Source organism: Aquirufa sp. (assembly GCF_044342065.1).
Classification (GTDB): domain Bacteria; phylum Bacteroidota; class Bacteroidia; order Cytophagales; family Spirosomataceae; genus Aquirufa.
In genome coordinates this window covers 24,500-37,450 of sequence record NZ_JBIIQN010000025.1, presented here as the reverse complement: position 1 = coordinate 37,450, position 12,951 = coordinate 24,500, and the positions used below count along the sequence as shown (strand labels likewise).

Below are 12,951 nucleotides of genomic sequence, written 5' to 3'. Positions count from 1 at the left end.
TATATGATATAGTTGGAAGTACCATGTGGCAAGCAACCTACCCAGAAAAAATTTCAGAAATTAATTTAACGGAATTTCAGAATTTCCGTCAGGGCAAATACATATTACATGTTTTGCAAAAAGGTAAACCTTTTGTAACCTCAATTGTCAAAGAATAATTAGTTGATAATTTTTCCATCCTGCATTTCAATGATGCGCGAAGTTTTGTTTGCGAATTCATTATCATGCGTGACGATTAATAGTGTTTGATGAAACTCTTCAGCTAATTGCTGAAAAGTATGAAATACAATTTCACTATTTTTTTTATCGAGATTTCCAGTAGGTTCATCACCCATGATCAGGAGCGGGTCGTTGATTAAGGCTCTAGCAATAGCAACGCGTTGTTTTTGACCTCCGGATAGTTGATTTGGCATTTTTAATGCTTCATGTTCGATCCCTAACACCTTTAATTTCTCAATAGCGCGGTGTTCAATTTCTTTTTCAGCGTATTTACCTAATTTAAGCCCGGGCAACATGACATTCTTGAGGACATTGAATTCATTCAGTAGGTAGTGGAATTGAAAGACAAATCCTATTTTTTCATTTCGAACTCGGGCTAATTCTTTTTCATTTTTGTCACCCATCAGAATTGAATCAATGAATAAGTCGCCTTCATAATCCGTATCCATCGTTGACAAAATATATAAAAGAGTTGACTTCCCACACCCAGATTTACCAATCACCGATACAAATTCGCTTTGCTGTAGACTGAAGTTAATTTCATCTAAAACTTTGACCGTCATAGGATCATGAAAGTATTTAGTGATGTGATTCGCCCGCAAAACTTCTTTATGTATATGTGTCATTCTATTTGCCTCTAATTATGACGACGGGGTCTATTTTACTTGCTTTTCTGGATGGGAAATAGCCCGCAAAATAGGTTGTGACAATTGAAAATATGGATGCTATGATGTAAAATACTGGGTTGTAGTTTATTGGGTAGGTTTTGATGGTTGGTAAGGATTCTGTATTAAATGGTATATTATCTATGATGTTTGACAAGCCATATCCCGCCAAAAGCCCCATTGCCCCACCAAATACACCAATGCTCAAGGCAATGAAAATAAAAATTAAATTTACATCCTTACCAGAAAAGCCGATGGCTTTCATGATGGCGATGGAATCCATTTTTTCGTAAATCATCATGTTAAGGATGTTGTAAATCCCAAAGCCGGCTACGATTAATAGCGTAACGCCAACAGCATATGAAATAATACTACGCACCGAGCTTCCGGTTTCAAATTGTGAATTCGCTTGCTGAATATCAATAGCATCTGTTTCATAATACTTTTCATATTCTATAGCCATATTAGGTGCTAGCGTAATGTCTTTAAGCTTTACCTGAATATCGGTGATGTAATTATTCGAGACTCCGAGTAATTTCTGTGTAGTTCCTATGGAACAATAGCTTTGAACCTTATCTAAATCTTGCAAACCCGATTGAAAGAATCCTACAACTTTTAGTTGCTGCCTTTCCCCTTTGCTCGTCGTAACTTGAATGACATCTCCTATGTTGGCAGCCATTTTATCCGCTACACCTTTACCTAAAATAATGCTATTGGGAATATTTTTTAGGTCAAGGTAATTTCCTTTAGTTACATAATCAGAGAACAAGAATAGTCTGTTTTCTTCATCTGGTTCTATTCCATTAATTACTCCAGTGAGGTCAATGCTTCCGACATTATAAAATACCTGTGCATTGATTTTGGGTGCCACGCCAAGCACCCTATTATCCCGTTTAATAGCTTGCATGATTTGACCACTGTTGTAAATTTCAACTCGTTGGTTTTTAGGTTTAACTGATTGAACGAAATTGCTTGTTTTGGGGGATAGTAAATCGATGGGTTGTACTTTAGAAACATTGATATCATGGTACAATCGAATATGTGCAGTCCGATTCATGATTAGTCCATCCAATAAATCATTTAGGCCATTCATAAACCCAAGCAAGGTAACAAACATGGTAATACTGAAGGTTACTCCTACAGCAGCCACAAGCGTTTGTTTCCACCTGGCAAGTAGTAGGGAAACCGATACCTGAACGATTAATTTAATATTCATTAGTTAGGTTTTACCACCTGATCTTTTGGGCTAAGTCCACTGAGTATTTCAGCTTTTTGGAAATCGGTTAATCCTAGTTTGACTACACGCGTACTACCATCAATTAAGGTAACGATTGAATCGTTTTTCAAATAATTCCTGGGAAGTATTAGCGCATTATTTTTAGTTTTGAGGATGATGTTTGCTTCAAAAGTCACATTGGGATATAGTTTTTCTGGGGCCTTGGTAAAATGAGCCTCGATTAAAAAAGTTTTATTGCGCTCATTCATGATAGATGCGATTTTGCTCACCTCAGCTTCAAAAATTTGATTTTTGTAGGCATCAAAGGTTATAGCAATTTTTTGGCCAAGTTTTACTTGAAAAATATCATGCTCGTCAACCTGCATTTCAAGAACGTAGTCTTTCGTATTTCCCAAATTCGCAATCGGTGTCTGCGGACTTACAAGTTCCCCTCTTTCTTTTAACAAACTCAAAATGGTACCTTTTACCTTACTTTTTAAGATGAAATCTTCATTTTGCCTAGAAGATATTTGTACGTTCTTTTTTGTTTGTGCCGCACTATAATTTATTTGTCTTTTTAGTTCTTTATAGCGTTGGATAGCTGAAATATAGTTGGCTTTAGCGCTCTGGTAATTGAGTTCTTTTTGCTCATATTCGACACGTGTACCAACTTGCTGGGCCCATAACGTTTTTTGGCGAGCGAAGAGGCTAGAATCTAAATTTAGTTTTGCCTTTGCTGTCTGGGCTAAGGCTTCAGCTTCTAAAATTTTGCCTTGATTATTCGCTAAATCATTGAAATTAGCGGTCAACTTGGCATTTTCTAAATTGAATTTTTGTGTCTCATTCGAAACGCGTAGGAGGGGAGTACCTACTTCTACTTCTTCTCCTTCTTGCACATAAATCTCCTCGATTATGCCACTGATTGAAACGAATGCTTGGTATTGATCAACTGATTTAACGGTACCAGATGCATAAATTGATTCGGTGATTGAACCGGTTGTTGGTGAGATGCTTTCTTCTTTTTTTGAACAAGCAAATAGCCCTAATACAAACAAAATGAGTATTGCGTTTACTTTCATCTTGCTAATTTAACCTTTTCAGGCATTAGAAAAAATGATATTAGTCTCGAATGCAGCGAATGCTAAACCCGGCGTCTTTATCGTTTGTGGATGTGGTAGCGCTTCCATTTGCTGTGGGAATAACATAGGCGCGCGCATGGGTTGTTGAGAAAGATGTCTTAGACCAATAATGTACTGTACTTCCTCTATTTGATAGAGCTCCGCTAAGGGATATTAATCCGGCAGCATGCATTTTCAAATCTGAATTAAATAGGCTCGATAAATTTGAAGTAACTAAGTCAACTGCTTGCCATTCGGCATAGGTAGGTAATCGCCAACCGCGACCTAGTTCAATGGTACATGGGTCATTTCCCGCCGGCCAATCTGTATTTACGAGGGGTTGAGTTGGCCAAGTTGATGAAGGAGTTCGCGTTGTTGTAAATTGGTAACCTCTTTTAGCCCCAAACTGCCAATACCAACCAGCCGCCGCCTCCGTGCTATTCGTAGCGGTCGGTGGCGGATTTGTAGAACCTAGATTTTGCATGAGCCAACATTTTTGAGTTCCGGTTATCGACGAATAGGCTAGTTCATAAACGATATTTTTATTAACTGGCGCAACTCCACGGCTCGTTACGTGATTTACAGGAAGAACCGTACAGGGTAATAAGGGATTTAATTCTCCGGTTGGATATACCCCCTCGTATGTTAATTTTTTTCCGGCGCGATTAATATATTCACTTCGGTTAAAAGTTAATTTGCCTTGTGGGGTCACGTTTTGCCCATAACCAACAGTTATACTCAATAACAAAACCCCTAAGTAAAGTTTAATATTCATAGTCAAATTGGATTCGGTCATCGGCTGCTAATTCGAATGCACTATTAGAGGCTGGTGTATACGTGACAATTCTACCGCTGACGCTATAAGCATTTTTGTCTATTCTTATTCCATTAATAAACATTTGAATCTTGGAATTTGAAACAGGTGTTTGCGTTAATGTAAAAGTTAATTGATTCGTTGTAGCAATAAATTGATCACTTTCATCGGTATCAGGCGCTGAAACAGTCCAAGTAGAGCCTACTACTTTTAGGACATAGCCAGACGTGCTCGGAGCTAGACTTGTCACGGTGCCTGTTCCGTTTCCAATCAAAAGTGCACCAGTTGTAAGCGTTGACGCTCCTGTTCCCCCTTGACTAACACCAACGGTACCAGTAGAGCTTAGGTTTTTTGAAGCGTCCGAAAAGACTACTTTAGAGGCGGTCAAAGCCGTATTATTCAGGTTTCCCGTGACTGTCAAATTTCCACCTATATTGCCATCTGCGGTGGTGACAATGCTCGCAAAGGTTTTTGCTCCACCAAAGGATTGAGCTCCTGTCGTGATGACCCCTGGATTTGTAGCATCCGCAGGACTTAAACTAATGACATTATTTGAAATACTCAGTCCATTTGCTGTGCTTGAACCTAATACTCCTGCAGAAACAGACGCTGGTGAACTAGCTACCCATGCCGTGCCATTCCAAGTCAATAATTGCCCTGAAGTCGTCGGCACTACCGTTGAAATATTCCCAGTCCCATTACCAATTACAACACCATTGGCTGGGATGGTGGCTAGTCCTGTTCCTCCTTGATTAACACCAACGGTACCAGTAGAGCTTAGGTTTTTTGAAGCGTCCGAAAAGACTACTTTAGAGGCAGTCAAAGCCGTATTGCTCAGGTTTCCTGTGACTGTCAAATTCCCACCTACACTACCATCTGCTGAGGTGGCGATGCTGGCAAATGTTTTAGCTCCTGCAAAACTTTGGGTACCCGTTGTAACGATCCCGGGGTTTATTGCATCTGCTGGACTTAAGCTAATCACATTATTCGCTACCGTTAAGCCATTTGCTGTACTTGTTCCTAAGGTGCCTGCTGAAATGGCTGTAGGTACGGTTGCCGTCCATGACGTGCCATTCCAAGTCAATACTTGTCCACTGGCACTTGGGGAAATTGTTGAGATATTTCCAGTTCCATTGCCAATTAATATGCCATTCGATGGAAGCGTAGATAAGCCTGTTCCTCCCATGCTAACTGGAACTAAACTTGCCGAAACAAGTGCATTGTTAGCATCCGTAAAAACTACCTGATTCGCAGCTGTTCCGGTTGTTTTTAAAGAAGTAAATAAACCCGAATTTGAAGTCGTGGTTCCAATAGGGGTATTTTGGATACTTCCGGCTTGAATAGCCCCATTTGTGTTTACTCGCGTAATATTACTATTACCTAGTTGGATGGAATTGTCCACACTAACATTCGCTCCTGCACCAATGGCTACGGTATTTGACAGATTTCCACTCAGAACGCCGGATCCTTGACCTATGGCAACATTATTATTTCCTGTTGTATTTAAACTTAATGACCCTGCTCCCACGGCCGTATTGTTTGTTCCTCCAATATTCAATGTTAAACTCTGATACCCTATGGCCGTATTATTTGACCCCGTTGTATTACTAGAAAAGGCACTTTTCCCCACGAGCGTGTTCGCATCTAAATTGCCACCACCATTTCCAATGCTTAGTTGATTAATCTTTAAATCTTGCGCAAAGGTTTTCAATCCTGCAATCGTTTGTGTTCCAGTTGTCAAAATCCCAGGATTGCTTGCATCCGCAGGACTAAGTTTTAACTCGCCTCCCAATAAGGTCATTGCATTAGCCGTACTGCTGCTATTAATTGTTCCAATTGTCGTGGCGACACCTAAACTACTTAATGCATTTGCCGACCAGCTACTGCCATTCGAGCTTAGGACATATCCCGACGTTCCCGGGCTAATGAAGCCTATTGAGGTGCCGCCTACCAGTAAGGCGTTTGTAGTTAAACTAGAAATTCCGGTTCCTCCATTCGCAATCGGTAAACTATTGGTTACTTTATTGCTTAAATCGATACTTCCTGCCAACATAGCATTGGTGATTTTTGCGCTTCCAATCGTAGTAATTCCAGTGTTATTCATTGTTACGTCACCAGATAGGTTTCGTTCAACGGCTGCATTGCTAGAATTTCCAATTAACACCTTACCATCATTCAAAATGGTCCCGGCTAAAGTTGTATTGGATAAGGGAATTTCAGAAACGTTAGAAATACGTCCCTTTGAGTCAACGGTTATTTGAGGAATTAAGGCATTACTTCCATATATACCTGCCGTTACTGCGGTATTACTTAAGGTTACCGCAATGCCAGTTGTTCCTGAACCGCTTGCATCTCCACTTAATGTTATTGTTTGGTCGCCGGTATTTGTACCTGAAACGTTCGCATTGTTTGTGACAGTTAACGTTTTTGAAGTAGTACCTCCTGCGATATTGAATCCACTTGAACTACTTGTAAAGGATAAGCCATTCAGGCTTTTATTTATTAATGCCTCGGAACCGGCTACTGTTGATAAGGTACCTGTTTCCGGTAGGGTAACCGCGGTATTTGCCGAAGTGGTTAAGCTTAAGGTATTCGACCCAATGGTTGTTAAGCTCCCTCCTAAAGTGATGGTTTTTCCCGAATTATTTACGCCTGTTCCACCTTTGGCACCCGAAATGGTCCCTGATACTTTATCATCTGTAACAGCCCCTGATGCTAGCTTGGCTGTGGAAATCGCATCATTGCTAATGATCGGATTTGTGGCGCTCGTTCCTGAACCTGCCAAATCTCCGCCTAATCGAATTTTCCCGATAACGAGGGTTGTTGCATCTGGTGTTGTTCCTGCAATTAATTGCGAGTCTACATAAGCCTTATTGGCTACATCGGAAGAGGAACTAGGCGCATCAGCTATTTGAATTTTTGTTCCAGTAGGAAAAGTCAGATTTCCACTCATGGTTGAACCTGCCAACCGAACATACCGAGCATCTAAAGCCGCTTGATCTTTTGTGATTTCATTCCAAATAGAACCGTCGTAAATAAATGCCCGTCCGTTATTCGTTGCTGTAGGATCTCCGGAGACGATATACACATCACTATTGATTGGAGAACTTACCACAGCAGAAAAATTACCACCGGAATATAAGCCGGTATAGGTCGTCCCAAAACGCAATGCTATATTGCCATTAGCGTCTGGCAATGTTCCATTTACTTTTTGAACAGCCCCCGACACATCTATTACGGGAATTCTGGAAACGGTTGAAAAAGGATTACCTGCTTTTACATAGCCAGCTGTTAGTCCAGCCGTTCCCAAGCCGCCATTTGCTGTTGCCAAAATCGCATTTCCACCAATGGTTCCATTAAGTGATATATCACTAAGGCTTGCCCCCGTTGCACGTATGACATTTCCAGTTCCTGAGGTTGAAATCTCCGTTGGAACTGATGCCAAGGTTCCAAAATTCCCAATAAGTTTCGCCGGATTAATCGTTTGTAAATTAGCGAGTGAAACGCTTTGGTTTGCTAATTTAGTTTCAACATAACTTTTTACTGCATTCTGTGTAGGAAACAAACTGAGACTATTGCCTTCTATATTGGTGTTTGATTTATTGGAAGAATTCTCTTTTAAGTCCAGTGCTGCCTGGGTTGTAGAGCCAATGCTTCCCCCCGTTGATGCATCGACATAGGCTTTTACCGCTTTTTGACTCGGATATAATAAGTCGCTACTTGATGAATTTCCTAAATCAGTCGCGGTTGATTTGTTGGTAATTAACTCAGCCCCAGTCACATCCGAAACTGGTATCGTTGTACTACTTGTCATGGCTGACGACCCATTTCCTTTTACGTAACCTGTTAGGGTAGAAGAAGCCCCGGTTCCACCATTTGCCGCTGTTATGATTCCGGTAACATTAACAGCATTTCCCGGGATGTTTCCTGTAATTTTACTACCATCAACCCCGATAATCTTTGCATTTGAAACGGCTAAATCTGCTATTTTCCCAGTAGTTATACTATTATCTGTGATTACAGGTGCGGCTGCTGTTGTTCCAGATCCTGCTAAATCGCCTCCAAGTTTAATTTTACCGAAAATTGAAGTTGTCGCATCTGGTATCGTTCCTTGGGCTATTTGATTGTCTATGTAGGTTTTTACTGCACTTACATTTGGGTACTTGGTTGTTGAACTTGCATCAACAACAATATCATTACTCTTGTTTGCGGTCGTTTCTGCCCCGGTAATATCAGCTACAGGAATAACCGTGACTGACTGCATAGCTGATGTGCCATTTCCTTTAATATAACCGTTAAGTGTTCCTGTCGTACCTGTACCACCATGTGTTGTATTTACGGTTCCTGTTACATTACTTGCCTCACCTGTAATGTTACCACTCACTTTTGTTCCTGAAATAGATTCGATTTTTGCATCCGTTATGCCTAAATCTGCCACTTTACTCGTTGTAATTGCATTATCCCTGATGATTGGGTTATCTGCCGTGCTACTGCCCGAAGCAAGGTCTCCTCCCAAACGTATTTTACCTTTTACCGAAAGCGTTGCGTCTGATATGGTTGCTGTTCCCACTTGATTGTCCACGTAGATTTTAACTGCATTTTGGGTAGGGTATAAGGTGTTACTTGTTCCCAGCGTGGTAGCGGTGGATTTATTAGCTAAGTCCTCTTTTGTTGAATAATTGATTGATGCGGCATTTAATTCTTGCTGCACGAATGATGTAGTGGCCAATTGGTCAGTATTTGTCCCTACACTTTGTCTCACGCCGATTGTGGCCGTCGGTAGACTTGGGCTTCCTGCAAACACAGGTGAAATTTTATCCGCTTTAGCGTTTAAATCAGCAGCAAGAGCGATTCCCAAGGTGGCTTGATCTACATAGGTTTTTACGGCTCGGACACTGGGGTATTTCGAGTCAGATGTGGCATCAGTGGGAATACTTACGCTTTTGTTGGCAATGTTTTCTTTTAATAACAATCCTGGAACGCTTGGGGAACCTGCACTACCTCCCAAATCTCCTGCTAATTGTATTTTACCGGCAGCTAGACTTGTTGCATCTGGCGTTCCCGAAACAGCTACGGTTGAAATGACTTGGTCTACGTAGGTTTTTACTGCTCTTTGACTAGGATAAAGTTGATTACTTGGTGATGAATTTCCTAAGTCAATTGCCGTGGATTTATTTCCTAAAGATTCAAATGATCCGCTTAGTCCATTGATTTGATTAAGTAAGTTATTTTGGTTTTGAGTGATCTGATTGTTTTGTTGGTCAATTCGAGAACTTAAATTTTGTGTAACTAGAATCGTTTCGTTTAATTTCTTTCCTTGTTCATCAACCTTCGTTTCAAGCTTGATTTGTTGGTCCTTTAACAGCGTAAACGTGCTTACATTTTCCGTTTGATTATCGGTAATTTTTTTCTCTAAGGGTTTTAGGTCATTCGTGACTAAATAACCTACATCGTTTTTGAAATGTGAAACATCTTTTGGCGCATTATTAATGTTCTTATATTCTACCGCATCGGCATATAATGCATAGGGGCTATACAAAAGTGTTTGATTGCTAACCTCGTAGTAAATCGCTTGTCCATCTATTTTGACTTCTACGACCAATACCTTGTTTAGGCCATTCCAAGCGATTTGATCAAAATTAGTTCCAGTAGATTTTTTTCCTTTTCCAATGGTTAAATTGATTAGGCCAAATTCATCCGTTTGGGTTTCATGCAATTCCTGAAAATCAATATCATTGTTTGTTTTTAACGTAAATCGAATGTTAACCTTCTTATTCTGCAGTACTTGTCCTTGAATAAAGGTACCCGGGATTTGATAGGGTGATGGATCTTGAATGATAGCTTGGTATTGAATTCCTTTGGTTTGACCAAAACCAAAGTGCGCGAAAAGCAATAGCGCAAAGGTTATGAGATATCTATTCATTGGATTTTATTTGCTTTTGGGTTGAAAAATTAAGCCAAAAACCAAGCTGCTTGGTCTGATAACCAGTGATGTTCCTTGTGATTCGACGGCTTGTAGGCTGGAAATTTGTCGGTAGGCTAGTGAAATTTGTATTCCATCAGAAACGACTTGTTGGAATCCCATTTGAAAACCCGATAAACTTTGTAGCCCATTAAATTGTGGATCAATTTTCAAATCAAGGAACCGATTATTGACCCATTGATTACCATGAACGAGTTGGCTTATCTGAATCAATCCGCTGGCTTGAATACTTAATCCTTTATACAGTTTTTGTGAAAATTGCAACGTGGGGCTAAGGCCCAAATAATCTGTTTGGTAACTATAAGAAGTATTAGCAGCATCTCCAAAGGCATTATATTGGTTATAATGTAGTCCTAAGCCCCATTGAAACTTACCCAAGATCTTACTAAGAACGGGGCGTTGATTAAGGTAGATTGCCCAAGGGCTAGAATTCAACAGGATTGCTGAGGTATCGACGAATTTCCGATGGTATTGAATGGCATACAGATTTCCCGAACCTTGCTTGATTTGTGTTAAAGTATTTCCAGCAGTATTTTGAAAATCATACGTGGTTAAATTGACTCCGGCTTGAAAAGTCCATTGTTGGGCATGCAGGCCAAAGCCGCAAATCAAGAGAAAAAACAGCGAAATGCTCTTTTTCCTCCCAATCGCCTTAGCGAATCGGTGTGTAAACATGTATTATTAGAACTGGATTATGCCGCAAAGTAGCGAAATCATTTCGTTATATATAACAGAAAACTGATATTATGTTGCATTATGCCTACTCTTTACGTTATTTTAGTGAAAAGTATATAAAATGAATATAACACGCGTTTCGAATTATCAAGAATTAAGTGCCTTAGCTGCAAAGCATATCATCAACGAGGTTACCCATAAACCCGATCTGCTTTTTTGTGCTGCCACCGGTGGTTCACCCACGGGAATGTATGCTGAAATGGCGAAAGAAAAATCGGTTTTTAGCAAGATGCGGGTGATAAAAATGGATGAATGGGGTGTTATTCCAGCGTCTCACCCGGATTCATGTGAGTCTTATTTGCATAAGCATCTACTGGGTCCTTTGGATATACCCAGTAGTAGATACGTTAGTTTTGATCCCAATACGGGGGAGGCGGAAAAGGAAATTAAGCGGGTTGAAACCTACATTGAAGAAAATAGTCCCATGGATATTTGTATTCTTGGTTTAGGTAAAAATGGACATATTGCGTTCAATGAACCTGCTGAGTATTTACAAGCAGGCTTTCATAAGGCAACACTTGCTGAATCAACCATACAACATGACCCTGCACTTTCGCAAGGTACTGAGCCGGCATTTGGCTGGTGTGTAGGTATGCGGGGAATTTTGCAGTCGAAAAAAATCATTTTTTTGGTAACAGGGAAAGGGAAGGAAGCAGCCTTGGAACAAATTTTGACGAAACAAATTCGTACCGATTGCCCGGCCTCTTTTCTTTGGTTACATCCCAATGTGGAATTAATCACGGATTATCAATAGCATTTTCATGAATAAAGTCTTCTCCCAAGCGAGTGAAACCCTAGTTGATCTTGTTTCGGGGTCGAGTATTCTCATGGGAGGATTTGGGCTAACGGGTGTGCCTGAGAATCTTATCAATGCTCTTTTAGCTAAAGGATCTTCGGATTTGACGTGCATATCGAATGAGGCGGGATTAGAGAATTTTGGTATTGGTCGCTTGATTGGTCAAAAGCAAATTTCAAAAATGATCTGTTCTTACATCGGAGAGAATCATCTATTTGAAGAATTACTATTAACGGGTCATTTGGCGGTTGAACTGGTTCCCCAAGGAACATTGGCCGAACGTATTCGTTGCGGCGGTGCAGGTATTCCTGCTTTTTATACCCCCGCAGGTGTAGGAACCGAAGTAGCTAATGGCAAAGAAACGCGTGCGTTTGAAGGCAAGAACTATTTGTTGGAAAAGGCAATTACCGCCGACTTCGCCTTTGTAAAAGCCTGGAAAGGGGACACGGAAGGTAATTTGATTTACAAAGGCACTTCCCAAAATTTCAATCCCGTTGTTGCCATGGCTGGTAAAATAACCATTGCTGAAGTAGAAGAATTGGTTCCAGCAGGAACCTTGGATCCAAACCAAATTCATACCCCCGGCATTTATGTACACCGAATTTTTCAAGGGAAGGATTATGAAAAGCCTATTGAGCATTTGACTTGCCAAGAGGATCCTGAAGCAATCAGCGAATTAAGTCCAGCGGAACTTAAAAAGGAAGTCATAGGAAAACGACTTGCACGTGAAATTAAAGATGGAGATTATGTGAATCTAGGAATTGGTATCCCTACGCGCGTTGCTAATCACATCCCTAAAGACATGAAGGTAATCTTGCAATCTGAAAACGGATTGTTGGGGATAGGTCCATTTCCAATGGAAGGAGCTGCGGACCCTGATTACATTAATGCAAGCAAACAAACCATAACGGTTGCGACCGGTGGCTCTGTTTTTAGTTCAGAGCAAAGCTTTGCCATGATTCGTGGCAATCACATTGATGTCACGATACTTGGTGGCTTGCAAGTTTCAGAACGCGGGGATTTGGCTAATTGGAAAATACCGGGAAAAATGGTGAAGGGCATGGGAGGAGCGATGGATTTGGTCGCTTCTGCGGATAAGGTCATTGTTGCCATGCTACAAACAACGCCTAATGGAAAATCGAAATTAGTCAGTGCGTGTGATTTACCCTTAACCGGTGTTCGTTGCGTAACGCGGATTATCACGGAGTTAGGTGTTTATGATATCTTACCTGAGGGTGGATTCAAATTGGTTGAGTGTGCACCTGGCGTTTCTTTGGATCAAATTCAAGCAGCCACGACGGGTCGCTTAGTTGTATAGGCTTGTGTAGGGATTTTTCTTCCCTTGGATTGATTATGCATATTGTGAAATCTTTTTTTGGCAATAATCAACTGAATACTAGTTAAT

At 40.7% G+C, this 12,951-nt stretch carries 8 protein-coding genes; 2 read left to right on the top strand and 6 right to left on the bottom strand.

Annotated features, from left to right (window positions below):
* Positions 1-158: 158 nt before the first annotated feature.
* From ACIQZ2_RS09145 to ACIQZ2_RS09120, 6 genes are read right to left on the bottom strand one after another with little or no spacing between them, the layout of a single operon-like run.
* Positions 159-845 carry an ABC transporter ATP-binding protein gene (locus tag ACIQZ2_RS09145; RefSeq protein ID WP_395768549.1) on the bottom strand — a complete coding sequence of 229 codons (687 nt, stop codon included), beginning with the start codon at positions 843-845 and terminating at the stop codon, positions 159-161.
* Position 846: 1 nt separating this feature from the next.
* Positions 847-2,100 carry an ABC transporter permease gene (locus ACIQZ2_RS09140; protein WP_395768548.1) on the bottom strand — a complete coding sequence of 418 codons (1,254 nt, stop codon included), beginning with the start codon at positions 2,098-2,100 and terminating at the stop codon, positions 847-849.
* The gene (locus ACIQZ2_RS09135; RefSeq protein WP_395768547.1) at positions 2,100-3,179 is read right to left on the bottom strand and encodes an efflux RND transporter periplasmic adaptor subunit; all 1,080 of its coding nucleotides are present in this window, start codon (positions 3,177-3,179) and stop codon (positions 2,100-2,102) included. The genes ACIQZ2_RS09140 and ACIQZ2_RS09135 overlap by 1 nt, the downstream gene beginning before the upstream one ends.
* 40 nt (positions 3,180-3,219) lie before the next feature.
* Positions 3,220-3,993 carry a hypothetical protein gene (locus ACIQZ2_RS09130; RefSeq protein WP_395768546.1) on the bottom strand — a complete coding sequence of 258 codons (774 nt, stop codon included), beginning with the start codon at positions 3,991-3,993 and terminating at the stop codon, positions 3,220-3,222.
* A complete protein-coding gene (locus ACIQZ2_RS09125; protein ID WP_395768545.1) occupies positions 3,983-9,955 on the bottom strand; it encodes a beta strand repeat-containing protein in 5,973 nt (1,990 codons plus the stop codon). The genes ACIQZ2_RS09130 and ACIQZ2_RS09125 overlap by 11 nt, the downstream gene beginning before the upstream one ends.
* 6 nt (positions 9,956-9,961) lie before the next feature.
* The gene (locus ACIQZ2_RS09120) at positions 9,962-10,690 is read right to left on the bottom strand and encodes a hypothetical protein (protein ID WP_395768544.1); all 729 of its coding nucleotides are present in this window, start codon (positions 10,688-10,690) and stop codon (positions 9,962-9,964) included.
* Between the two features lie 121 nt (positions 10,691-10,811).
* Between ACIQZ2_RS09120 and ACIQZ2_RS09115 the strand changes: the two genes are divergently transcribed.
* The gene (locus ACIQZ2_RS09115; RefSeq protein WP_395768543.1) at positions 10,812-11,504 is read left to right on the top strand and encodes a 6-phosphogluconolactonase; all 693 of its coding nucleotides are present in this window, start codon (positions 10,812-10,814) and stop codon (positions 11,502-11,504) included.
* 7 nt (positions 11,505-11,511) lie between these two features.
* On the top strand, positions 11,512-12,864 hold the full coding sequence (locus ACIQZ2_RS09110; protein WP_395768542.1) for a 3-oxoacid CoA-transferase: 1,353 nt from the start codon (positions 11,512-11,514) through the stop codon (positions 12,862-12,864).
* Positions 12,865-12,951 lie beyond the last annotated feature (87 nt).